Annotated in this window: 23 protein-coding genes and 1 tRNA gene; 11 read left to right on the top strand and 13 right to left on the bottom strand. The window is 65.0% G+C overall.

Annotation, left to right across the window (positions count from 1 at the left end; all coding sequences use genetic code 11):
* Positions 1-106 precede the first annotated feature (106 nt).
* Complete coding sequence (locus GRX66_RS03555) at positions 107-817, top strand: DUF547 domain-containing protein (protein WP_159525297.1); 711 nt, start codon at positions 107-109, stop codon at positions 815-817.
* Positions 818-889: 72 nt separating this feature from the next.
* Here GRX66_RS03555 and GRX66_RS03550 read toward each other — a convergent pair whose 3' ends face one another.
* Positions 890-1,240, bottom strand: coding sequence for a tRNA-binding protein (locus GRX66_RS03550; RefSeq protein ID WP_159525296.1), 351 nt, complete (start codon positions 1,238-1,240; stop codon positions 890-892).
* Between the two features lie 78 nt (positions 1,241-1,318).
* Between GRX66_RS03550 and GRX66_RS03545 the strand changes: the two genes are divergently transcribed.
* The 3 genes from GRX66_RS03545 to GRX66_RS03535 all read left to right on the top strand — a co-directional run bounded on the left by GRX66_RS03545 (position 1,319) and on the right by GRX66_RS03535 (position 2,424).
* Positions 1,319-1,558 (top strand): glutaredoxin family protein, encoded by a 240-nt coding sequence (locus GRX66_RS03545; protein ID WP_159525295.1) that lies wholly within the window; start codon positions 1,319-1,321, stop codon positions 1,556-1,558.
* Positions 1,555-2,091 carry a cob(I)yrinic acid a,c-diamide adenosyltransferase gene (locus GRX66_RS03540; RefSeq protein ID WP_159525294.1) on the top strand — a complete coding sequence of 179 codons (537 nt, stop codon included), beginning with the start codon at positions 1,555-1,557 and terminating at the stop codon, positions 2,089-2,091. The genes GRX66_RS03545 and GRX66_RS03540 overlap by 4 nt, the downstream gene beginning before the upstream one ends.
* 258 nt (positions 2,092-2,349) lie before the next feature.
* Positions 2,350-2,424 (top strand) — tRNA-Val (locus GRX66_RS03535).
* A 402-nt stretch (positions 2,425-2,826) separates the two neighbouring features.
* On the opposite strand, the gene GRX66_RS03530 is transcribed toward GRX66_RS03535, so the two are convergent.
* Both GRX66_RS03530 and GRX66_RS03525 read right to left on the bottom strand, forming a co-directional pair.
* Complete coding sequence (locus GRX66_RS03530; RefSeq protein ID WP_159525293.1) at positions 2,827-3,165, bottom strand: hypothetical protein; 339 nt, start codon at positions 3,163-3,165, stop codon at positions 2,827-2,829.
* Between the two features lie 159 nt (positions 3,166-3,324).
* Positions 3,325-3,780 carry an SWIM zinc finger family protein gene (locus GRX66_RS03525; RefSeq protein WP_325063941.1) on the bottom strand — a complete coding sequence of 152 codons (456 nt, stop codon included), beginning with the start codon at positions 3,778-3,780 and terminating at the stop codon, positions 3,325-3,327.
* 250 nt (positions 3,781-4,030) lie between these two features.
* On the opposite strand from GRX66_RS03525, the gene GRX66_RS03520 reads away from it, so the two are divergent.
* Positions 4,031-4,261, top strand: a complete 231-nt coding sequence (locus GRX66_RS03520; RefSeq protein ID WP_159525291.1) for a hypothetical protein — start codon at positions 4,031-4,033, stop codon at positions 4,259-4,261.
* An 807-nt stretch (positions 4,262-5,068) separates the two neighbouring features.
* Here the strand turns inward: GRX66_RS03520 and GRX66_RS03515 are convergent.
* The 5 genes from GRX66_RS03515 to GRX66_RS03495 form a co-directional block, all read right to left on the bottom strand.
* Positions 5,069-6,715, bottom strand: coding sequence for a hypothetical protein (locus tag GRX66_RS03515; protein WP_201292907.1), 1,647 nt, complete (start codon positions 6,713-6,715; stop codon positions 5,069-5,071).
* Positions 6,716-6,983: 268 nt separating this feature from the next.
* The gene (locus GRX66_RS03510) at positions 6,984-7,976 is read right to left on the bottom strand and encodes a tyrosine-type recombinase/integrase (protein ID WP_233745273.1); all 993 of its coding nucleotides are present in this window, start codon (positions 7,974-7,976) and stop codon (positions 6,984-6,986) included.
* 355 nt (positions 7,977-8,331) lie between these two features.
* Positions 8,332-10,593, bottom strand: a complete 2,262-nt coding sequence (locus GRX66_RS03505; protein WP_159525289.1) for a hybrid sensor histidine kinase/response regulator — start codon at positions 10,591-10,593, stop codon at positions 8,332-8,334.
* Between the two features lie 153 nt (positions 10,594-10,746).
* Positions 10,747-11,061: a hypothetical protein gene (locus GRX66_RS03500; RefSeq protein WP_159525288.1), complete on the bottom strand. Its 315-nt coding sequence runs from the start codon at positions 11,059-11,061 to the stop codon at positions 10,747-10,749.
* Positions 11,062-11,346: 285 nt separating this feature from the next.
* On the bottom strand, positions 11,347-11,751 hold the full coding sequence (locus GRX66_RS03495; protein ID WP_201292906.1) for a CBS domain-containing protein: 405 nt from the start codon (positions 11,749-11,751) through the stop codon (positions 11,347-11,349).
* Between the two features lie 316 nt (positions 11,752-12,067).
* On the opposite strand from GRX66_RS03495, the gene GRX66_RS03490 reads away from it, so the two are divergent.
* Positions 12,068-12,961 (top strand): ATP-grasp domain-containing protein, encoded by an 894-nt coding sequence (locus GRX66_RS03490; RefSeq protein ID WP_325063940.1) that lies wholly within the window; start codon positions 12,068-12,070, stop codon positions 12,959-12,961.
* Here the strand turns inward: GRX66_RS03490 and GRX66_RS03485 are convergent, their stop codons facing one another.
* The 5 genes from GRX66_RS03485 to GRX66_RS03465 all read right to left on the bottom strand — a co-directional run bounded on the left by GRX66_RS03485 (position 12,962) and on the right by GRX66_RS03465 (position 17,492).
* Positions 12,962-13,987 (bottom strand): DNA-methyltransferase, encoded by a 1,026-nt coding sequence (locus GRX66_RS03485; RefSeq protein WP_159525286.1) that lies wholly within the window; start codon positions 13,985-13,987, stop codon positions 12,962-12,964. It lies immediately after the preceding gene.
* Between the two features lie 113 nt (positions 13,988-14,100).
* Positions 14,101-14,298 carry a DUF7835 family putative zinc beta-ribbon protein gene (locus GRX66_RS03480; RefSeq protein ID WP_159525285.1) on the bottom strand — a complete coding sequence of 66 codons (198 nt, stop codon included), beginning with the start codon at positions 14,296-14,298 and terminating at the stop codon, positions 14,101-14,103.
* 389 nt (positions 14,299-14,687) lie between these two features.
* A complete protein-coding gene (gene sucD / locus GRX66_RS03475) occupies positions 14,688-15,557 on the bottom strand; it encodes a succinate--CoA ligase subunit alpha (RefSeq protein ID WP_159525284.1) in 870 nt (289 codons plus the stop codon).
* Complete coding sequence (gene sucC / locus GRX66_RS03470) at positions 15,554-16,702, bottom strand: ADP-forming succinate--CoA ligase subunit beta (protein ID WP_159525283.1); 1,149 nt, start codon at positions 16,700-16,702, stop codon at positions 15,554-15,556. The genes sucD and sucC overlap by 4 nt, the downstream gene beginning before the upstream one ends.
* A gap of 151 nt (positions 16,703-16,853) precedes the next feature.
* Positions 16,854-17,492 (bottom strand): SdpI family protein, encoded by a 639-nt coding sequence (locus GRX66_RS03465; RefSeq protein WP_159525282.1) that lies wholly within the window; start codon positions 17,490-17,492, stop codon positions 16,854-16,856.
* Between the two features lie 120 nt (positions 17,493-17,612).
* Between GRX66_RS03465 and GRX66_RS03460 the strand changes: the two genes are divergently transcribed.
* The 5 genes from GRX66_RS03460 to GRX66_RS03440 all read left to right on the top strand — a co-directional run bounded on the left by GRX66_RS03460 (position 17,613) and on the right by GRX66_RS03440 (position 23,565).
* Positions 17,613-18,317 carry an SDR family oxidoreductase gene (locus tag GRX66_RS03460; protein ID WP_159525281.1) on the top strand — a complete coding sequence of 235 codons (705 nt, stop codon included), beginning with the start codon at positions 17,613-17,615 and terminating at the stop codon, positions 18,315-18,317.
* A 134-nt stretch (positions 18,318-18,451) separates the two neighbouring features.
* Positions 18,452-19,795: a sodium-dependent transporter gene (locus GRX66_RS03455; protein ID WP_159525280.1), complete on the top strand. Its 1,344-nt coding sequence runs from the start codon at positions 18,452-18,454 to the stop codon at positions 19,793-19,795.
* A gap of 139 nt (positions 19,796-19,934) precedes the next feature.
* Positions 19,935-21,368, top strand: a complete 1,434-nt coding sequence (locus GRX66_RS03450) for a sodium-dependent transporter (protein WP_159525279.1) — start codon at positions 19,935-19,937, stop codon at positions 21,366-21,368.
* Positions 21,369-21,438: 70 nt separating this feature from the next.
* Positions 21,439-21,822: a hypothetical protein gene (locus tag GRX66_RS03445; RefSeq protein WP_159525278.1), complete on the top strand. Its 384-nt coding sequence runs from the start codon at positions 21,439-21,441 to the stop codon at positions 21,820-21,822.
* 198 nt (positions 21,823-22,020) lie between these two features.
* Positions 22,021-23,565 carry an acyl-CoA carboxylase subunit beta gene (locus tag GRX66_RS03440; RefSeq protein ID WP_159525307.1) on the top strand — a complete coding sequence of 515 codons (1,545 nt, stop codon included), beginning with the start codon at positions 22,021-22,023 and terminating at the stop codon, positions 23,563-23,565.
* Positions 23,566-23,711: the final 146 nt, after the last annotated feature.

Here is a 23,711-nt window from a genome sequence, read left to right as displayed (position 1 = left end):
TCTGCCCGTAGACACCAGTTCTCGTCGGGGTCGCCGATAGAGGTTAGTAGCGCGCGACGAAACTGTTTGGTATGTCAACACACACCACGTCACTGGTGGGTGCGGGGTGAGTCGCGTGTTCGCCGCGAACGCCGACACGACGACGCCACACGACCTCGTCGCGGCCTCGCAGCGACTCCTGCACGCCGTCCACCACGGCAACCGGACGGACGACCTGTTCACGTCGCTGGCGCGTCTCGACGAATCCGTGCTCGCCGTGCTCGGAGACGACGACCGCGCGGCGAAAGCGTTCTGGCTGAACATCCACGGAGCGCTCGCCGCCGACGCCGCGGACGCCGGGCGTCGCGTCGCCGGGATGCGTCTCGACCCGGAAACGGTCTACCACGGCATCCTCCGCGGCGGCAAGTGGCGGTACGGGTTCGGCTACCTACAGAACCCCTTCCAGGGCAGGTTCGGCCAGCGACACGCCCTGGACGACCTCGACGAGCGCATCCACTTCGCGGTCCTCGCGGCCCAGTACGCACCCCAGTTGAGCGGGACGTACACGGCGACGGACGTGAACGCCGAACTCACGGAAGTGACTGCGGACTACCTCGACGGGACCGTGGAGTACGACGCGAGCGTCGACGTCGCGCACATTCCGGCCGTGTTCTTCTGGCACCGCGGCGACTTCGACGGCCGCAGCGGCGTCCGCGCGTTCCTCGTGACCCACGGGGCGCTCCCGACGGCCGCCGACCCTCGCTTCTCGTACGCGCACCCGGACCCGGACCTCGAGACGTCCACGGAGTCCAGGCCCCGCCGCGAGCGCACACAGTAGCAGCCCGGACTCCCACATCTTCGGTCCAGGGTGGCGCTGTTCCCCGGGGTCGACGTGAGCGGACTCCGGTGGTCAGTAGAGTTCGCCGCCCAGCGGAACGTCCTCGTCCGGCGCGACCAACACGGGGTTGCCGTCCTCGTCGGGGACGCCGACGGTGAGGACTTCGGACTCGTAGCCCGCGACGTTCACGGTGCCGAGGTTCGTCGCACAGAGCACCTGGCGGCCGACCAGGTCCTCGGCGTCGTAGTTGTAGCCGGTCTGGGCGGCCGACTGCACGATGTCGTCCGCAGAACCGCCGTGCGATTTTCGACCGTCGCCGAGGTCGATTTCGAGTTTCGCGAGCTCCGGTTTCCGCGCGTCCGGGAACGGTTCGGCGACGACGACCTCTCCCACTTGGAAGGTCGTCTCGAAGCGATCTGCCATGCCGCGAATCGACGCGTCGCCCGTTGAAATTCGTTCGGGTCGGCCAACTACTTTGGTGGGCGGCCGCCAACTCGAAGTATGGGATTGACGCTCTACGAGCTGGAGGGCTGTCCGTACTGCGAGACGGTCGCGGACGCCCTCGACGACCGCGGCATCGAGTACGAGACGGAGTGGGTGGACGCGCTGCACAGCCAGCGCGACGAGGTCAAGCGCGTGAGCGGCCAGCGGGGCGTCCCCGTGCTCGTGGACGACGAGCGCGGCGTGACGATGGCCGAAAGCCAGAACATCCTGACGTACGTCGAGACGACAGTAGCATGAAGATCTACACGCGCCGGGGCGACGCGGGCGAGACCGACCTCCGGGACATGTCCCGGGTGTCGAAGACGAGTCCGCGCATCGAGGCCTACGGGACGGTGGACGAAGTGAACGCGCTCGTCGGGACGGTTCGACCGACCGGCGTCGACGAACTCGACGACTACCTGGAGTCGACGCAGAACCACCTTCACATCGTACAGGCGGACCTCGCGACCCCCGAACCGGAGGACGGCGACCCGGTGGTCGCCGAGGAGCACGTCGAGGCCGTCGAGGACTGGATCGACGCCTGCGAGGCGCAACTGGACCCGCTGGAGTCGTTCATCCTGCCCGGTGGCAGCGAGGCTGGCGCGACGCTCCACCACGCGCGGTCGGTGTGTCGGCGCGCGGAGCGCCGCGCCGTGGCGCTCGCGGACCACGAGGACCACGTCAACGAGACGGCAATCGCGTACCTGAATCGGCTTTCGGACGCGCTGTTCGTGTTCGCGCGACTGGCGAACGAGAGAGCGGGTGTCCGCGAAGAGTCGCCGTCGTACTGACGGCGCGCGGACGAGGTGATGCCTTCGGTCCCCGTGTGGGACCGGGTTGGGTGCCGACGGTGCAGTCTGCTGGGACAGACGCGGACGGACGGCCGGCGACGTCCGCCGCACGGTTTTAGGTTTACCTAAATACACAAAAATATACTGGTTCCGGCACGCCACGGACGGTTCTGTCCGCTGTGCGAAGCCGGCGACAAGCGTCACCGGCACTCCTAAACGCAAGCCTTAATGGCGGCCTGCGGGTAGTACGTGATGCGCGGGTCGGTGGTCTAGTCCGGTTATGACGGCTCCTTCACACGGAGCAGGTCGGCGGTTCGAATCCGCCCCGACCCACTCGCTCACTTCGTTCGTGACGAGTAGTTAATCGCCAGACGGCGGTATCGTGGTCTTGTACCCTGTTTCCAACTCACCAAGTCAGCGGTTGGTGCTGTCTCAAACCACCAGACGTGGTCGGCTTCATCTTGGAGTAGTATCTCGACCTCCTAGAGTGTTTCCCTCAACGTGGTGAAGACAGAGGTAGCCTTTTTATAGCCGATAATGCCTGAGGTATTCCCAACCTCTCGCCTTACGGTGATTCTCGCACCATAACTTAGTGTTGGTGTGTGTTGTTGTAGTAGAAGTCATCAAGGGAGAGTAATGCCCAACTCGATGGATAGGAATAGGGAGAGGTTCGTTTCACATCCTCGCTTATGGAACACCCGTTAGGTGGGTGCGCGAAGTTAGCGTACAGTGGGATTATGCCGCCTTCGAATTCTGGAATCGGACTCCAGAGAGATACAGGACTACGAGGACAACTGCGATTACGAGTCCGGTCGTGAGACTAACCAACAGCGACTCGTAGGGAGAAACGACGATTGGCCGCGGTTTCAGCACTTGGTAGTACAGGTATAGCAGTTCCTGTCGGAATGCGTACGGGACGAGGAACCCGGCGACACTCCCACTGCCGCAGGCGAGTGCCCAGACGATGCGACTTGATGTGGACAGTCCTCGCCGCGTACAGTCCAGATATACGAGACCGGTGACAACCATCCCGGCAACAAGTCCGGCCCCAACCAGGATTTCGAAGAGAGTCATAACGTCAGCGTATGCAGATAGAAATTCTCGGGGCGTATAAGAGTGCGCCCCTCCCCCCCTCAAACGATTCGTAGCTCATCTGTACCTATCGGAGGGGACTCAGTTCATCGAGCGGGCCGAGAATAACCCGAACTCGATGCAGTAAATCACTCCGTAGCGCTACTCGGGTAGTTCTCGCCGTCCGGTTCTCATACACGGCCAGCAGGGGAAGTCGTCGCGGAGGTCGTTACAGTCACACTCGGCAGGTTTCGCTTCGATGACGCCCGCGCCGTCCTCGCGTCTTTCCTCGGCAATCATCCCACCGTCAGCGCGGAGTTTGTCTTCCAGCGTTTGCGTGGTGGTTTCGTCGGCGTCCACCGTGGGGGTCGCGTACTCAACAGCGGCTTGTAGAACGACAGGGCCGCCGACTGACGCGAGTGCGACCTTGTGCTTGCAGTCGTAGTCCTCGCGGTACTGGTCGGCCTTACAGCCGCATTCAGCCGGGACAGCGACGCCGTCGCGCTCCTCGATACCGACGACGTAGGAGTGGTCGGCTTTCTCGTGTCCCCACGAGGCGTTCGTGACTTCGACTTGGTGGGGGCCGACGACCGTGAACTCGTAGGACTCCCATCCCACACGCTTCGCCGTTTTCGCACCGAAGTTCAACTGTTCGACAGCGGTACGCTTTTCTTCCGTAGTGGTGTTAGATTTCATCGCTTCGTGTCCAGCGAAGCGCGGTCGTGTGTACCAGCACACGGCCATTCTGCGATGGCATCACCACGCTTCGTACTCAGTAGTCTCTCCGCCATCCACTTAATACTTCCCAAATACGGGAACGTTCCCCAATACGGACACCACTAAGTGACGTACGTGCGTGAAACTACGTATGGCACGTCGCGCCCTACTCACCGACCGAGAACGCGAACTCATAGAGGGCGGAGACAGCGTCGATGAAGACCTCCGCTACCAAGCCATCTCCCGAGTCCGACGCAAGATTGAGGACGAACTCACGACCGACGTGGCCGTACTCCGAGAGAACCACCCCGACCTCTACGCGGAACTCCGCGAGGTGGTATGTGAACCAGAGAGTACCAGCACATCGAGCGGAGGAGAATGAACAGCGGACTCGATGCAGTAACCCCCACCAGTTAGAACATCAACAAGCGCACGCGAGCGCGTATTTAGTAACCCCGTCTGCGAAATTTCTGGCTGAGAGTCAGAGTTTTCGCCGCGTCGTTAAAGGGTGAAACAGCCGGTCAATAGGTGCGCGAATGTACTATTCTGGATAGGTCGCTACGACCGAAAGTAATCCGCGAGAAACGTTCCTACGTTAACGATGGTGTAGAGTGTATACCCGAGCAGACCGATGCTAAGAACCATCAGAACCAGCCATTCAAACTGCCCTTCCATACGTCCGCCGACGTGTTAGAGGGGAATAGGTCTTCGGGAGACACCCATACGAAGCACTACTGTACTGACCGAATCTGCTCACCACATCGAGGGGGAATCCCACTCGCCTAAACCGCCGAAATTCAGGAGGTAAGGGAATCGGAAAACGGGGAGTATGGAGGCTTGTAACAGCCCCACCTTCCTCTCAGAGGATTCCACAACGTGCCACCGGGGGAATCCACACGGAATATTTGGATGGCGTGACCAGCCTGCTGTTGGCGCGTATGGACTGCGTCATCATCTGTGGGTGAGTTGATTACAGGAAGCCTGTAATTCTTTTATAAGTCATCTCCTCGTCGTTCAGGTTTACCCTTTCGCCGTACAGCGTTCTCGCAACATAACTTAGTGTGTGTTGTTGTTGTTGTGTAGGGGAAGTGTAGAACAAGCGGCGGAACCATTCATAGAGGAGAGAGGTACTCACGTTTCTCGTAGAAAGGGAACGCCATCTATGCAGTTGTCCACGGGAGTCGAAGGGTCACGTGGGTTTCGGAGGTACGTCAACGTCGTTGTACTTCGTGAAGTCGGGTTCTTCGACAATCCCCTTGAGGAACTGCCACGTGACCTCTGGCTTGAACGTGGAGCCGTACTGCTCCTTGAACCACTCCCAGGTCGGTTGCCAGCCGTACCTGAGATGGCGGCACGCAACACGGATTCGCTCGTTATGTGAGAGCGTACCAATACCATCTTGTTCGGCTTTCAGTTGAAGTGCTTCCGCTTTCGATTTTGGATTCTTGCGGGCAGACCAGATTGTCCGTGGTTCATCGTCGGGAGTCGCCGCCCTCGATGCAGTCGTCTCCTTCGAGCCGGACGCCGTAGAACCGGACGCCCCAACATCGTACCCCTGCTCGGAGAGGTAGTTGAGCGCGGTATCTCGCCGGGCCTTATCGCTTCTGAGCGCGTGGCCGACCACTGTGGCTTCCCACGAGGAGACGCTGAGGATTCGGGAACTCCCGCTTTTCCCGCCGATGATGACGACCTTCTCCCCGGGTGTGTAGTCCCACTTCCGGTAGTCCTTCTTCGACAACTGGAGCGGCGCGTGAACGTCGTGCTTCGTGAACTCGCCGTTACACCCGACCGCACCGTAGAAGTACGCTGGCACCATCGTCGCGCCACCACGCTTTCCCTCCCGGGCGAACGCCCCGCCTTTCACGCGAAGCGCCGCGACACTACGAGGATTCCCGGATGCGTGAGCATACGGGGAGAACTCCTGCGTGTTGTACATCGACCACTCCGGAACGTCAGCGGGGTCGTCGGGATACGCCACCTGCTCGATGAGGGGAGTCTCGATTTCACTCGCCGGCTCATCGCGTGTGAACTCCAAGAGCGTCTTCTCAGGGTCAATCACCTGAAACAGACTCTGCGAGGTGTCCACGTCAGGGCCGCTCGTCCCGACTGTCAGACGTTCCTGTCCGAACACACTCCACAACACATCCGCGTACGTTGCAGGCGTGCTTGGGGTCGCTCCGTTCGCCTCACGGAAGATGCGGGTTCTGTCCCACGTCGGTTCGATTTCGACTTTCGGGATGCCGGTCTTCGCGTGTTCGACGCCGGGAAGCCGAAAGAGGCGTTTCCGCGAGTACAGCCCCAAGTCGAGGTCTGCCCCGGCCTCCTCGCAGAATGACTCAGCCAATTCCTTCAGCCGCTCCCGGTCGCCTTCACCAGACACGAACCGAGGAACGTGAACGTGGATGGAACGCCGCCCTGAGAAGTACAACGTACACGTGCCGAATGAGACTTCGAGGTAGTCCTCTACGAACTCACGGAACCACGAGAGAAGCGTGTCCGGCCCAACCTCGTGATATGCGTCGGACTCGATGTGAACGGGGTAGAGGACGCGGTCATCATCCTCACACTCGTCCTGAATCTCTTTCGCTATCGAAGTCGCCCCCGTCACTTCGTAGCCGCTCTCGAACTCGGCTTGGCGCTCGAACTGTTCTCTCGGCACTTTGTAGATGGGGCTGGCGGTCGCGGCGTTATCGGGGATTGGCTCGTAAATCGTCTGGAGTTTCGGCGCTCGATGCGCGCCCTCAGGAAAGCCGTACTGTACGCACGGGAGGTCACTATTGCTGGATGTTGTCGCTGTACTGGTCGCTGTTGACGGCGGAGATGTATCTGTACTCATAGGTCGAAGGATGGAGAAGACTCTCCGCGAAACGACAATCCTCGCGCTCTATGCGGAGAACCGTGGAACAGACTGCGATAGCCGTGACTGCTCGATGTAGTCTCCCGCGAAAAGCCTTCACTTAACTAAAGGGGAGCCAGCGGCAAAAAGATGCCGAAATCTCGTGGACAGCGTCGCGGTCTCGCGGAGAGAATTAAAGAAATTCAAGGTGGTTTTGGACGGTCAAACCCGGGGAGTTGCGTCCAAGGATGGGTCGAAACCGTGTTCGCTACTCCATCCCGAAATCCTCGCGGCGAAGTTCCCGCTTCTCGCGTTCTGTCCGAGCGTCGTAATGTTTCTCCAGAGTTTTCACGGAGACATTCATCCTGTCGGCGAGGAGTTCCTTGCTGTGTCCCTCGTTGAGCCAGTGGGTAATCGAACCTCGTCGAATCGGATGCGGGGATACTGATGATGGACACTTGGACGCCATATCGTATCGTTGCGCCGCTTCACACTCGGATTTCTCTCGTCCGTGAGGGCAGTCCCCGGTCGTGTGGCAAGGGCGAGTCAGTCGGTTGATGTGCATCCGGAGGTTTGACCGAACGGTTCGCCCCCTCGATGAGGAAAACAGCGGCTCGCGTCCGTACTCGTCGGTCGTGTCCTCGCGGTGAATCTGGATGTAGTCATCGAGGACTTCGCACACCCACGGATGGAGATTCACCTCTCGCTCCGCGCGGTTCCCATTCTTCAGGGGAGTGTCCTGCTCCGGTCGATGGCGTATCTCCACGTACTGCCCTTCTGGATGGTAGTCATCCACGTCGATTGCGCGTGCTGTCCCGATACGGAAGCCGGTGTCCCACAGAAGAGCAAACAGGGCGTGGCGGAGGGTCGCGTACTCGAACCGCTCCAAGTAGTCGAGAATCTGGTCGGCACGTTCTGCGTCGATTTTCGTGTCTCGTGCATCGTCATCCGGTTCGGGGAGAATCATATTCTCGACCACACCGGACTCGACCAAGTCCATCGAACGACACCATTTCAGGAATACCCGGAGGGTGCAGAGGTTCTTGTAGAGCGTGACCTCGTTGATGCCGCCGACCTCGCGACGGAATATCTTGAAGTCGTGGATATGGAAGCCATCAAGGTCGCAGATGTTGTCTAACTCTTCCTCCTCACAGAACTCCAAGAATGCGTTTAGGGTGCAGGCGTGGTTGTAGTGGGTGGACTCAGAGACTTCGGGCTTCCGCTCTTTGAGATACCGTTCTACGGCGCGTTCAGGCTTCATTTGTCGGCTCATTAGTTTCTCTGAAGCCGACACACGCTGGAGGGTGGTACAGCCGGAGTATGACCACGCGCTTCACACCTTCGCGGAGCCGCCGGAGCGTAGCGGAGGCGGCGAGCAGGTCGGCGGTTCGAATCCGCCCCGACCCACTTCTCTACGAACCGACGCCAGTCAGCGACGGCTGTGTCGCTAGCTGCGTCGTGGCGAGGTGTGTGGGTCCGGCGGAGTTGAACCCTGCAAGTCGCAGCGCCGAGCGACGCGGGGGCGACCGTCCTGCTTCGGTTCAACTCCGCCACAGGAACTACGGGTGCACTCACACCGACTAACACCGCGTCCCACTTGGTTTCGGGTCCGGCGCTCACTCGTCGACTGCGTCGACGTTCCCGAATTCGAAGCGGGCGCCGCCGGAGTCGGCGGTGGTGGCGGTGACCGTCCAGTCGTGCTCGTCGGCGACCTGTGCGACGATGTCCAGGCCGAACCCGGTGCCGTCCTGCGTGGTGGAGAAGCCGGGGTCGAAGACGCGGTCGCGGACGCCGTCCGGGATACCGGGGCCGTCGTCGGCGACGTAGAAGCCGTCGTCGAGGCGGCCGACCTGGACCGCGACTCCCCCGCCGCCGTGTTCCACGGAATTCCGGTAGAGGTTCTCGAAGAGCTGTTTGAGGCGGCTCTCGGTCGCGCGGACCGCGCAGTCGACGTCCACCGAGAGAGTGGCGTCCGCGGTTTCGACGGTCTCCCAGGCTGTCGTCGCGAGGTCCGCGAGGTCGACGTCGGTGGCGCTGGTCGCTGGCTGGTCGTCGCGGGCGAGCGCGAGGAGGTCCTCGACGAGCGTCTGACTGCGGTCGACGGCGGCCGTAGCGGCCTCCAGGTGGTCGCTGTCGGTGTCCTCGGCGGCGAGTTCGATGCGGCCGGCCGCGACGTTCAGGGGGTTGCGGAGGTCGTGGGAGACGACGCTGGCGAACTCCTCGAGTTGGTCGTTCTTCTCGGTGAGTTCGCGTTCGCGCTCGCGGAGTAACTCCTCGCGGCGGACTCTGTCGAGGGTGGCAGCGGCGTTCTCGCAGAGCAACTCGACGAGCTGTCTGTCAAGGTCGTCGAACCCGCTGGGCTCCAATGAGCCGACGATGGCGACGCCGTACTCGCCGATCGGTGCGATGAGTTCGCTCCGCACCGGCGTCTCCTGGTTGTGGATGTCGTTGCGCTGCTGGAGGTCCTCGAAGACGCGCGTCTCGCCGTCCTCGAAGACCTGCAGGGCGAGGCTGTCACGGCCGAGCGCGGGCGGGTCGCCGATGACGTCGCAGACCGCGTCGGCCCAACTCACCGGCACCAGCGCGTCGACGTCGTCGTCGTAGCGGTGGACGCCGGTTTGCGGGAGGTCGAGGAGTTCGACGGCGGCGTTCGTGAGGACGTCAGCGACTTCCTGGTGGGAGTTGGCGGCGATGAGGTCGCGGGTCGCACCGTGCAGCGCTTCGACGGCTTGCTCGCGCGCGCTGCGTTCCGTGACTTCGCGACCGATGGTTACGATGCCGGAAACGTCACCGTCGGCGTCAGTGAACCGTCGGGCCCGGAATTCGTAGGGACGGTGGTGGCCGTCCGCCGTGACGAGGTTCGATTCGACGACTGCTCGCCCACGTTCCAGGGCGTCCGCGATGGCGTCCTCGATGTGCTGTTGCTCCCCGTCCGGGAAGAACTCGGTGACGTGGCAGGTAGCGAGTTCGTCGTCGGTGTAGCCGGTCACGTCCGCGAGGCGGGCGTTCCAGCGACGGAGGCCGCCGTCCGGGTCGACGACGTAGAAGACGTCGTCCAGGGAGTCCAGCGCCTGGTCGATGAACGAGCGTTCGTCCTGGAGTTCGCGTTCGCGTCGCTTCCGCTCGGTGACGTCCCGCGTGAACCCGACGACGCGGACGACCTCGTCGCCCTCGAAGACGGGTTCGGCTTTCACCCAGACCCAGCCGAGGTCGTCGTCGCCCCGTTCGATCCGGTATTCGACGTCGACGGATTCGCCGGTCTGGAGGCGGGCCATCTGGTCCTCGACGAACTCGCGGTCGTCGTCGTACACGGCGTTCAGGAAGTCCTCGGGGTTCTCCCGGAGTGCTCGGACGGGGCGCCGGTAGACGTCCTCGTACCCGGAGATGAACAGGAGGTCCGTCCACTGGTCGTCGAACATCCAGAGGCAGTCCGCGGAGTTCTCGGTGAGTTCTTCGAGTCGTTGCTTCGTTCGGTCGGCCGCCCGCTGGGAGCGGGACTGTGCGACGCTGTTGGCGATCCGGTTCGCGAGGACGGCGTACTGGTCGGTGCCGCGTTCTTTCTGCATGTAGTCCGTGACGCCGGCGGAGACGGCGTCGCTGGCGACCTCCTCGGAGCCCTTGCCGGTGTAGAGGATGAATGGGAGGTCGGGGTGGGTGTCGCGGACGGCGTCGAGGAGTTCCAGGCCGTTTGCTCCGGGCATGTCGTAGTCGCTGACGACGGCGTCCACGGCGCTGGTTTCGAGTCTGTCCAGGGCGTCCGTGGCGTTCGTCTCGGAGACAACCTCGATTCGGGCGTCCGCGCGCTGCAGTAACTCCGCAGTGAGGTCGACGAATCCCGGTTCGTCGTCTACGTGGAGTACCCGAATGTGGCCGGTCATGGGCGGAATATGTCCTTCCGGTTCAAAGCCTTCACTCCTAAATTAACAAACACTTACTGCCGCCCTCGCGCTGCCGTCACGGTGCAGTCGGACAGTGATGTTCGGAGTCAGCGTGCCGAAAGTCCCGACTGGCCGCGAGCGTTTCTGGTGACGTCACGCTTCGCGGTGCGGGGGTTCGCCGTAGCCGTGGCCGACCACGAGCGCGGTGACGTTCAACGTCACGAGTTTGAGGACGGCGACCGGGTCCGAGAGGACGGGTGATTGCTGGAACAGCAGCCAGATGAGGAGCAGCGGCGTGAGGACGGCGGTCCAGAACGCGACAGCTCGAGCGAGGCGGACCGTCTCGTCGGCGAATACTGACAGGAATCCGATGGTTTCGTCGGCGGCGATGCCGAGTGCCACGAGTGCGTCGCGGGACACCCGGAGGAGCAGCACGGCGACCCGTGCGACGGTTGCGCTACTGGACATGGGACATGGGACACTCTGGTAGGTGCCTCCTACCGGATTAATGGTTTTTACGGGGTGTGAGCGGCTCTGTGCCCGGTTTCAGAGACGTAGGTGTCCAGTGGCTGCGCATCGATACCAGGTAGTGACAACCCACGTGTTCGGTGTCGCTCGGCTATCCCGGGTCGTGACAACCCACGTGCAGGCGTCCGTTGACTCCTTCCTGCGAGCACGCGGACCGGTAGGCAGTACCAACTACGCGGTGAGACGGCGGTCAGACTTACGTCCGCGCAAAGAAAGCGGGCGCAATTAGTAAGGCGGTGACTCCGCGGCGATCACTGCCGCGAGCTCGCGCTGTTCGTCCGCGAGCAGGGTGTTGAGGTCGTCGTGCGTGATGATGCCGGCGAGGTTGCCCTCGTAGTCCACGACGGGCATCCGGCGGACGCACGCGTCGGCCATCTGGTCGCAAAGTTCGCGAACTCCGGCGTCCGCTGTTACGGTCGCGGGGTTCCGCGTCATGACGTCCATGGCGGCCCGGGTTTCTGGGTCCTCGCCCTCGGCGATGATGCGCGTCGCGAGGTCGCGGTCCGTGATGATGCCGGTGGGACGGCCGTCTTCGACTACTACGACGCTGCCCACGGTCTCGTCGCGCATCCGCTTCGCGACGGTTCGGACTGATTCGTCCGGGCTGGCGGTGACTACGTCCTCACGCATCAGGTCTGATACAGTCATGAATCCACCTACAACCTTGGTACTGACTAACAAAGGCTGTTGTGGCTCTGCGCGCTGCCCGCATTCTGAGGTCCCGAACGGGCAACTCTGGTCCATCGACGTATCGGCACCGACGGTCGCGATTCGCCGCCGTCTCACTCACAGCGCTGTCCGTCCGTCCCCGTGGTCCCCGACTGCAGTGCAGCCACGCCGGCCGCGTCACAAGCCTCCCCAGCGACCACCAGGCCCTAATTATACGACTAATTACGTGACTGGCGTTCAGCGAGCCTATTAGTGCCGCAATGCCGGATGCACGGTCGTGACCGTACTCGACTCGACCCGCGTCGGCATCGTGACTGGCCCGCGCGTCCCGGAGCTGACCGAAGGCGGCCGACAGCTGGCCGCGGAACTGGAGGCGCGCGGGGCGAACGCCCAGCCGGTCGTGTGGCCGACCGACGACCACCGCGACCTCGACGTCGCGGTGATCCGGTCCTGCTGGGACTACCACGAGCGAATCGAGGACTTCCGGGCCTGGCTGGACGCCCTGGCGGATGCTGGCGTGGCGGTCCTGAACCCACTCGCCGCCGTCCGGTGGAACGTCCACAAGTTCTACCTCCGCGACCTGGCCGCCGCCGGCGTGTCGATTCTCGAGACGGCGTTCGTAGACGCCGGTGGCGACACGCGCCTCCCGGACGTCCTCGACGAACGAGGCTGGGAGGACGCGGTCGTGAAGCCCGCTATCGGCACGAGTTCGACCGACACGTGGCGGACGAACCGGGACGACGCTGCCGACCACCAGGAACGCTTCGCGTCGATGGGAAGCGACGGCGACCTGCTCGTCCAGCGGTTCGCACCCGAAATACGGGACGGCGAACGCTCCCTGGTGTTCTTCGGCGGCGCGTTCAGTCACGCGTTCCGCCGGGACCCCGCGGCCGGCGACTTCCGCGCGCACCCGGCGTTCGACGCGACGATCACCCAGTACGAGCCCGCGGCCTCGACCATCGAGGACGCGAGCACCGCGCTCGCAGCAGTCGACGAAGCGGTTGGCGTCGCTCCGTCGGCGCTCCCGTACGCTCGCGTCGACGGCGTGCTTCGCGACGGCGAGTTCGTCCTGATGGAACTGGAACTCGTCGAGCCGTGGCTCGGACTCGACCGCGTGGACGGCGCGTCTGAGTGGCTCGCGGATACCATCGAGGACGCGCTCGGGGCGTAATCAGCCCTCGAAGGGGTCGTGCGTGAGCTGCCACCCCCCGTCAGTCTCCTCGACGGCAGCCACCTCGTAGAACCGGATGCGGCGCTCCTGGCTCGTGCGCACCGGCGTCTCGTAGTGTTCGGCGTCGTACTCGAAGTCGTCGCCGGAGCCGCGGACGTACTCGCGGTGCGCGGCGAGTCGTTCGGCGGCGAGGTCCCGGGAAAGCGCGGGCGCATCTTCGATGCGGTCGTCGAAGGCCGACGCCAGCGCAGGGTCGTGTTCCACGCCGGCGGAGCTCCGGCCGGCGACGGCGGCCGCGAGGCTCGTCGTCCCCGTCCCCCAGAACGGGTCCAGGACGGTGTCGCCGTACACGGAGTACATGTTCACGAGGCGGTAGGGGAGTTCCAGCGGGAACGCGCCGGAGCGCTCGCGCAGGTCCGGGTCCGACAGCGTCTGGCGTTCGCCGTTCAGGTCGTCCCAGACGTCCGAGAACCAGCGGTTGCGCTCCTCCCAGAAGTACGCGGCCTCGTACCGCCGCTGTGCGCCCGGGTCGAACTCGCGGCGCTCGCCGTTCCGGAACACGAGCAGGTGTTCGCGTTCGAGCGTGACGTACGCGTTCGGCGGCACCATCCCGCTGCCCATGAACTTCGCCGCGGAGTTCGCGGGTTTTCGCCACAGCACGCCGGGAAGCGGGTCGAAGCCCAGCGCCTCGAACGCGGTGGTGATGCGGGCGTGGTTGTCGTAGACGCGGAACCGGTCCAGGGTGCGGGTCGCGTCGCCGACGTTCACCACCGCGATGCCGCCGGGTTCGAGGACGCGCGCGACTTCCGCCCACGCGTCGTCGAGGACGGACAACATCCTGTCGTGAGCGCGGTCACCGTCGTTCGCCTCGAGCGCGTCCCCGATCTCGGGGTCCAGGGCGGCGAACACGTCGTCCCACATCTCGATCATGGGGTACGGCGGTGACGTCACGACGAGCGCCACGCTGTCGTCGGCCAGCGGCAGGTCCCGGGCGTCGCCGACGTGCACGCGGTGCGTGGTCTCCATTCACTCCATCGTCTGCGTCGCGTCACGTAGGCGTTTCGCCCGCGGAATCAGGGCGGGGGAGCCTGGTGGTGTCGGGGCGTCAGACTGGGGGCCGGCGGCGGAGTCGGGGGGCGTCAGGCGTCGTTCATGCGGCGGGCGCTGCTCGCCTCGCAGGTCAGGCACTTGCTCACGCGGTACGGTTCCCGCGAGCACTTCGCGTGGTCGGCGTCCGCGTTCTCGACGCGCAGTTGAATCGTGACCGCGTGACTGGTCTCTCGGCTGCAGTCCTCGCAGAACTCCGTGAGGCTCGTGCGGGGGGAAGTGGTGGTCATTGCGATTGACTGGTCAACCCACGGAAGTATAAACCGGGAACTCCGTGGACCACGGTTTACGTCGGTTAAACCGAGTTTACGTCGATTTAGGTCGTCTCGCTGCGGTTCTACGGACGGTATTCGCTCGAACCAGAAATCTTTCCCGCGGCCGATGGACCTAACTCGGAGCGAGACAAACGTTCACACGCCAGGTCGTCTACCTCGGTCCACGGGGAAGCCGAGCGTGCCGCGGCCTGCACATCCGTCCTCACGCTTTCTGCGCACCACCATCTGGTCGTGGAGTCCGTACGCTGTGCTCGACCCGACCGAACGGCAACTGCCGCGGAGAACGTGGTCGGGCGCTACGAAAACCGGTTGCGCACCGAGTCAGCAGGTGTTCTTGCTGTCGATTACAGCAGGTCCTCGATGCTGTCGGCGACCTCCTCGGGTGTGTCGCCGACGGGGACGCCCGCGTCGTTCAGCGCGTTGATCTTCGACTCCGCGGTGCCGGTGCCGCTGCCGGAGACGATGGCGCCCGCGTGGCCCATGCGCTTGCCCGGCGGCGCGGTGCGGCCCGCGATGAAGCCCGCGACCGGCGTGTCCATGTTCTGCGCGATGTACTCGGCGGCCTCCTCCTCGTCCTCGCCGCCGATCTCGCCGCACATAACGACCGCGTGCGTGTCCGGGTCGTTCTCGAACAGCTCCAGGGCGCCGATGAAGTCCGTCCCGATGATGGGGTCGCCGCCGATGCCGATGGCGGTGGTCTGCCCGATGCCACGCGACGTGAGGGAGTCGACCACCTGGTAGGTCAGGGTGCCGGACCGCGAGACGAGGCCGACGTTCCCGGACTCGAAGATGTTGCCGGGGAGGATGCCGAGTTTCGCCTCGCCGGGCGTGATGATGCCCGGGCAGTTCGGCCCGATGAGGCGGGTGTCGACCTCGGTGAGGCGCTTGTACACCTTCGCCATGTCCTGGGTGGGGATGCCCTCCGTGATGGCGACCACGAGGTCGAGGTCGGTGTCGAGGCCCTCGAAGATGGCGTCCGCCGCGAACGCCGGCGGGACGAACACGACCGACGCGTCGGCGTCCTCGGCCTCGACGGCCTGGTCGACGGTGTCGTAGACGGGAACGCCGCCGACCTCCTGGCCGCCCTTGCCGGGGACCGCGCCCGCGACGACGTTCGTCCCGTACTCGATCATCTGTTCGGCGTGGAACTTTCCTTCCCCGCCCGTGATGCCCTGCACCACGACGCGGGTGTCGTCGTCGACTAGAATACTCATTGGTCTGCCTCCTCGTTCGCGAATTCGACGGCGCGCTGCACGGCGCCCTCGAGCGTTTCCTCGACGGTGACGAGGTCGTCGTTCAGGATTTCGCGGCCCTCCGCGGCGTTCGTGCCGGCGAGGCGGACGACGACCGGTTTCGGAATCTCGTCGAACTGTTCGAGCGCGGCGTTGATGCCCTTCGCGACCTCGTCGCCGCGGGTGATGCCGCCGAAGATGTTGAACACGACGCTGTCGACGTTCTCGTCGCTGAACACCATGTCCAGGGCGTTCGTGACGCGTTCGGCTTTCGCGCCGCCCCCGATGTCCAGGAAGTTCGCGGGCTCGCCGCCGTAGTAGTCCACGAGGTCCAGCGTCGTCATCACGAGACCGGCGCCGTTCCCGATGATGCCAGTGTTGCCGTCGAGGCGCACGTAGTCGAAGCCGTACTCGTTGGCTTTGGCTTCCAGGTCGTCCTCGGCGGCTTCCTCCTCCATCTCCGCCAGCTCGGGCTGCCGGAACAGCGCGTCCTCGTCGATGTTCATCACTGCGTCCGCCGCGACGACGTCGTCGTCGCTGGTGACCATCAGCGGGTTGATCTCGACGTCGCTGCCGTCGCGCTCCTCGAAGAGGTCGTACAGCGTCGAGACGACGCTCGCGACGTCGCGGGCGACCGACTGCGGGATGCCGGCGTCGTAGACCGCTTTCCGGGCCTGGTAGGGGTGCAGGCCGAACGCGGGGTCGACGTGCTCGCGGACGATCGCTTCGGGGTCCTTCTCTGCGACCTGTTCGATGTCCACGCCGCCGCGCTCGGAGACCATCACGACGGGCTTGCCCTCGCCGCGGTCCATCGTCACGCCGACGTACAGTTCGTTCGTGAAGTCGACGGCTTCCTCGACGAGGACCTTCTCGACGGTGTAGCCCTTGAGGTCCATGCCGAGGATGGACTCGGCGGCCTCCCGGGCCTCGTCAGCGTCTTCGACGAGTTTGATGCCGCCGGCCTTTCCGCGGCCGCCGACGTGTACCTGCGCTTTCACTGCGACGGGGTAGCCGAGGTCCTCGGCGACCTCGACGACCTCGTCGACGGACGTGGCGAGCGCCGACCCTGGGGTCGGGATACCCGCCTCGGCGAAGACTTGCTTCGCCTGGTACTCGTGGAGCTTCATTTTGCACTCGAAAGGCTGTTCGCTGTTCGCATAAAGGCCACCATTCGTGCCCGTTTCGCCAGCGTCGCTCCCATCGGCCAGAACGACGAGAGCGGCCCTGAGCGCCGACCGCAGCGCGCGCCGGCTGGCGCCCGCAGTCCCTGGTCGGGGGTCAGGTCGCGCGCTCGTAGAGGTGATAGGAGTACGCGACCGAACCCACGGCCACCGCGACGACTGGGACGACGACGAGGACGAGCGCGTACGCGGGGCGGAAGAATCCGGCCGCGGCGACGACCCCGCCCAGCTTCAGGAGGGTGCCGACGGCGTCGTTCGTCTGTCGCCAGACGTCCTCGTCTTCGAGGGTCCACGGGGTGCGCACGCCGACGAACCAGTTCTGCTCCGCGCGCTCCGTGACGTAGCCGGCGACGACGTAGATGCCGCCGAGAGCGGGGGCCAGCGCCTGGAGCACGCCGAGGTCGTAGCTGGCGTTGACGAGCACGACGACCGCGTGGACGTACGCGAGGAAGCCGAGCGTCGTGAGAGCCAGCGCGTCGTACGCGAACCGGAACGACTCGTAGTCGTTGCGCGGGTCGATGCGTGGCAAGGCCAGGAAGAACCCGAGTGTGAGCGCGGTGAGCGCGGGCAACAGTGACAGGGCGAGCGTTCGTGACATCGTGCCGTCGACGTCGCCGCTGGCGTTCCAGTGGGTCGCCATCTCGGCGGGCATCTCGGGGTACGCGAGGACGCTGACGGCGGCCGTGAGCGCGACCAGGAGACCGCCGCCGACCGCGAGGCGACTGTCGGCGTTCATGCCGTCAACTGCGTGGGTCCGACACTTAAAAGGCTGCAGGAGCGCAGTTCTGTAGTCGATCTGAGTTGTTCGGCCGGGCCGCCGGGTACGTTTACGGTGCTGGCGGTCCGTGTGAGTGGTATGCACGCGGAGTTCGACTTCGACGGCGACGTCGTGCTGGTGACCGGGGCGTCGGGCGCGCTCGGCAGCGCGGTGTGTCGCGCGTTCCAGGACGCGGGCGCGACTGTCTGTGGCACTGACGTCGTGGAACCGGGCGAGGACACCGAACTCGACCGCGGCGAGGTCGCGTTCTACCGGGGCGACCTCACCGACGAGGACGCGGCCGACCGCGTCGTGAACGCCGTCGTCGACGCGCACGGGAGCCTCGAGTGCCTCTGCAACGTCGCCGGGATGTGGAAGGGCGGGAGCCCGATCGACGAGACGGACGTCGAGACCTTCGACACGGTGTTCGACGTGAACCTGAAGACGATGTTCCTCGCGAGCAAGCACGCGATCCCGCACCTTCGGGACTCGTCGGGCGCCATCGTCTCCGTATCTGCGCGCGCGTCCCTGGAAGGCGGCGAGGGCGACGGGCCGTACCGCGCGTCGAAGGCCGGCGTGCGCCTGCTCACGGAGACGATCGCAGCGGAGAACAGGGGCCAGGTGCGCGCGAACGCCGTGATGCCGTCGGTCATCGACACGCCCGCGAACCGCGAGATGCTGCCCGACGCGGACCACGACTCGTGGGTCGACCCCGCGGACATCGCTCGCGTCGTGCTGTCGCTGGCGTCGGACGCGACGCCGCCGACCAGCGGCGCCGCGGTCCCGGTCTACGGCGAGGCCTGACTCGCGGCCGGTCACACAGTTGAAATACGCACCCAGATTGTCCCTCTGCAGCCGCCCTCAGTTCTTGTTGCAGAGGTTATAGCTACGAATCCGAATTATTTTTAACTGACTCCCCTGGTATGCCGTGATAGACCATGGCAGAACGAGAAACGTGGACCACGAGGGTCGGATTCATCTTCGCCGCCGTTGGGAGCGCCGTCGGACTCGGGAACATCTGGTCGTTCCCGTTCCAGACGGGCTCGAACGGCGGCGCGGCGTTCCTCGTCGTCTACCTCGCGATCGTCTTCCTGTTCGGTTTCCCGGCAATGCTGATGGAGTTCGTCATCGGCCGCCGGAGCAAACAGAACCCGATTTCGGCGTTCAGGGAACTCGGCTTCGGGAACTGGTCGTTCGCCGGCGCGCTCGGCGTCATCGGGTCCGTGGTGACTCTCGCGTTCTACAGCGTCATCGGCGGCTGGGTGCTCAGCTACATCGCCGGGAGCGCCACCGGCGCGTACTTCGGTGAAGCGGGCACGTTCTTCGAGTCGGTGTCTGCGGGCCCCCTGGCCGTCGGCACGCACGCCGTCTTCATGGCCGTCACCGTCGCAATCGTCGCGTTCGGCGTCCAGAGCGGCATCGAGCGCGCGACCAAGGTGATGATTCCGGCGATTCTCGTGTTGCTCCTCGGCCTCGCCGTCTGGGGGTTCACGCTCGACGGCGCGGCCGCCGGCTACGAGTACTACCTCTCGCCGGACTTCCAGTACCTCTCCGAGAACATCGCGACCATCGTTCCGTCCGCAGTCGGGCAGGCGTTCTTCACGCTGTCACTCGGGTTCAGCGTGATGATCGCGTACGCCTCGTACCTCGGACGCGACGACAGCCTTCCGGCTGACGGCGGCGCCATCGTCGTCATCAACACGCTCGTCGCGCTGCTGGCCGGCTTCGTCGTCTTCCCGGTGCTGTTCGCCATCGGCGTCGAACCCGGTTCCGGCGGCGTCGGCACGGCGTTCGTCAGCCTCGCCGGCGCGTTCGGCCAGCTCCCCGGCGGCGCACTGCTCGGCGCCGCGTTCTTCTTCGTACTGCTGCTGGCAGCGCTCTCCAGCGCCATCAGCCTCCTCGAGACGCCGACGTCGTACGTCGTCGACAACTACGACTACAGCCGCCGGACCGTCGCGACCGGACTCGGTGCGGCCATCTTCGCGCTCGGGGTCCCGACGGCGCTCGACACCGGGACGCTCGGCTGGTACAACGACGTCGTGTTCAGCTTCCTGCTCCCGTTCGTCGTGTTGCTGTTCGCGCTGTTCGTCGGCTGGGTGGCGTTCGACTCCGCCTCGGAGGAACTCGGCATGGGGACCTCCCTGGGCGGCGGCTTCGTCACGCTGTGGCTCTGGTGGGTGCGGGTCGTCATCCCCGTCGGCATCGGCCTCACGCTCGTCCTCGGTATCCAGGACCTGCTGATCAAGGCCCAGATTCTGGAGTCCGCGGTGATTCTCGCCTAGGAATCCTCGACAAAACGCCGAACTGCCCCACGAATCGAAATTCCATAACGTATTTTCAGGCGCGTTACGCCGACAATTCTGGCGGCTGACTGTTCCTCGGTCGCAACGCTCAAATGCGGGAGGTTGCTACGCTGTGGCAATGACACGCGAGTCCTGGCAGACGCGAATCGGGTTCATCCTCGCGGCCGTCGGGTCTGCCGTCGGCCTCGGGAACCTCTGGCGGTTCCCGTGGATGACCAGCGACAACGGCGGCGCGGCGTTCCTCCTCGTCTACCTCGGCGTCGTCCTGCTGGTCGGCGTCCCCGGCCTGCTGGCGGAGTTCGTCATCGGCCGGCGCTCCAGGCGCAACCCCGTGGGCGCGCTCTCGGACCTCTCCGAGTCGTCGGCGTGGTCCGCGTTCGGCCACGTGTTCGTCGTCACGGCCGTCATCTTGCTCTCGTTCTACAGCGTTGTCGGCGGGTGGATCCTCCGGTACTTCGCCGGGAGTTTCACGGGCGCGTACTTCGCCGCGCCGGGCGCGTACTTCGAGAGCATCAACTACGGCGTCGAAGCCGTCGGCTTCCACCTCCTGTTCCTCGGCGTGACCGCGCTGATCGTCCTGCGCGGAGTTCGACGCGGCATCGAGCGCGCGACCAAACTCATGATGCCCGCCATCGTCGTGTTGCTGCTCGCGCTCGCCGCCTGGGGCGTCACGCTCGACGGCGCCAGCGAGGGCGTCGCGTTCTACCTCGCCCCCGACATCGCGTTCCTGCAGGCGAACTTCCTGAACATCCTCCCGGCGGCCGCCGGCCAGGCGCTGTTCACGCTCTCGCTCGGCGCCGGGACCATGTTGACGTACGCCTCGTACCTCGGCGAGGACCGCTCGCTGGCCGCCGACGGCACCGCCATCGCCGTGCTCAACACGTTCGTCGGCGTGCTCGCGGGCGTCGTCGTCTTCCCGATCCTGTTCGCGCTCGGCGTCGGCGCAGGCGGCGGCGGGCCGGGCGCGCTGTTCGTCAGTCTCGCGAGCGCGTTCGCCGCGCTCCCCTACGGCCAGGTCGTCGGCGTCGTCTTCTTCGGCGTCGTCGTCCTCGCCGCGCTGTCCTCGTCGATTTCCATGCTGGAGATTCCCGTCTCGTTCCTCGTCGACGAGTACGGCCTCTCGCGGCGGGCCGCGGTGGGCGGACTCACCGGCGTGTTCGCCGTGACGGGCGCCGTCTGCGCGCTCGACCAGGGGGTCTTCGGCTTCGTCGCCGGAACGCTCGTGGACCTTCTGCTGACCGGCGGCCTCGTCGGCTTCATGCTGTTCGCCGGGTGGGTGCTGGGCGCGGACGCCGTCACGGAACTGCAGGGCGGCAGCGGCCCCCTCGCCCGTTCGTTGGCGACGCCGTGGCTGTACGCCGTCGGCGTGTTCATCCCCGTGTTCCTCATCTTCACGTTCGTCTCCGGGCTCGCGGACGCGGCCGGCGTCGCGGTCGGTCCGCTGTCGCTGCTCGGCGTCACGCTCGGCCCGACACGCATCCTCCTCGTCGTCACCGCCGTCGTCGCGGTCGTCTCGTTCCTCGGCCTCCGGCGGTCGCGGTCTGTACTGTAACCATCGGGCGGTTCCTGTCGACGGTCCGCAGCACCCGAAAACACTTGCTATCCCGCAGGTACCTGGCGCCATGGAGCTGTCTGCCACCGAACGCGAGTTCGTCGACGAAGCGCGCGGTCGCATCCGCGACCACGCTCGCAAACGCCGGGCCGCCGGCCACGTCGACAAACTCTACGCGTTCGTTCGCTCGGAGACGGGGACCGTCTACGAGGGGACGCCCCTGGAGACGTCGATGACCCAGGCCGACTGCTGCGCGGAACGCCACGCAATCGCGAACATGCAGCACGCGGAGACGGAGTCGACGTCGCTGGATACGGTTCTGGTCGCCGGCCCCGTCCCGGACGCCGACGACCGCGTGACGACGCCGTGTGGCGCGTGCAGACACGCAATCTCCCAGTTCAGCGACGACGCGACCGTCCTCTGCTCGAACTTCGTCCGCCGGAACGACGGCTGACGATGTTCCCGTCTATCGAACGGTACACTGCCGAGGAGCTCTACCCCGCGGCTCGAACAGAGTCCGTCTGGGAGTGACTGCAGCCACGGCGCTGGGGTCGACTGCCATCACCACAATTCGAGTGTCGGGACGGCCACACCTCTGCGTCTCGGAATCCTTTTGCCGTCGGTGGGGGAAACGACGCACAATCAGATGACGATGGAAGAGCGCATCGAGGAACTGCGCGAGAAGACCGAGCGCGCACTCCTCGGCGGCGGCGAGGACCGAATCGAGTCCCAACACGACAAGGGGAAGCTGACCGCCCGGGAGCGCATCGACTACTTCCTCGACGACGGCACGTTCAACGAGTTCGACCAGTTGCGCACCCACCGGAGCCACAACTTCGGCATGGAGGAACAACAGATTCCCGGCGACGGCGTGGTCACGGGCTACGGCGAAGTCGACGGCCGCACGGTGTTCGTGTTCGCCCACGACTTCACCGTCTTCGGCGGGAGCCTCGGCGAGGTGTTCGCGGAGAAGGTCACGAAAGTGATGGACAAGGCGATGGAAGTCGGCGCGCCCGTCGTCGGGCTGAACGATTCGGCGGGCGCCCGCATCCAGGAGGGCGTCGACGCCCTCGGCGGGTACGCCGAAATCTTCACGCGCAACGAGAAAGCCAGCGGCGTCGTCCCCCAGATTTCCGCCATCATGGGGCCGTGTGCGGGCGGCGCGGTGTACTCGCCGGCCATCACGGACTTCGTCTTCATGGTGAAAGACACCAGCCACATGTTCATCACCGGGCCCGACGTCATCAAGACGGTCACCGGCGAGGAAGTCGGGTTCGAGGAACTCGGCGGCGCGACCACCCACTCCTCGGAGTCCGGCGTCGCGCACTTCGCCTGCGACAGCGAGGAGCAGGCCCTCGACCAGATCAAGCGCCTGCTGTCCTATCTCCCCCAGAACAACGTCGAGGACCCGCCGCGGGTCGAACCGTGGGACGACCCCGAGCGCCGCGACGACGCCCTGAAGTCCATCGTCCCGGACCAGCCCCGGAAACCCTACGACATGACCGACGTCATCGACAGCGTCGTCGACGAGGGCTCGTACTTCGAGGTCCAGGAGAACTTCGCGAAGAACCTCGTCGTCGGGTTCGCGCGCCTCGACGGCCGGTCGGTCGGCGTCGTCGCGAACCAGCCACGCGTGAACGCCGGCACGCTGAACATCGCCGCCTCGGAGAAGGGCAGCCGGTTCGTGCGCTTCTGCGACTCGTTCAACATCCCGATCCTGACGTTCGTGGACGTCCCCGGCTTCCTGCCGGGCACCGACCAGGAGCACAACGGCATCATCCGGCACGGCGCGAAACTCCTGTACGCGTACAGCGAGGCGTCGGTGCCGCTGCTCACGGTCATCACGCGGAAGGCCTACGGCGGCGCGTACGACGTGATGGCGTCCAAGCACATCGGCGCGGACGTCAACTACGCGTGGCCGACCGCCGAAATCGCGGTGATGGGGCCGAAGGGCGCGGTGAACGTGCTCTACCGCGACGAACTCGAGGCCGCCGACGATCCCGACGAGCTCCGCGAGCAGCTCATCGACGAGTACCGCGAGGAGTTCGCGAACCCGTACACGGCCGCCGACCGCGGCTACCTCGACGCCGTCATCGAGCCGACGGAGACCCGGCCACGGCTCATCGCGGACCTGGAGATGCTCGCGTCGAAGCGCGAGGACACCCCCGACAAGAAACACGGCAACATTCCGCTGTGATGGCTGTGCCCGACTACGACATCGACGTCCCGGACGACGCCAGCGACGAGGAGGCCGCGGCCATCGCGGCCGCCGTCAGCGCGCACATCGCGCGCCTCGAAGCCGAAGCCGCTGCGTCCGAGGACGGCGAGGCGACGTGGGACGCG

Origin of the sequence: Halobacterium bonnevillei (assembly GCF_009831555.1) — an archaeon.
Taxonomy (GTDB): domain Archaea; phylum Halobacteriota; class Halobacteria; order Halobacteriales; family Halobacteriaceae; genus Halobacterium; species Halobacterium bonnevillei.
This window is presented reverse-complemented; position numbering and strand designations above follow the sequence as displayed.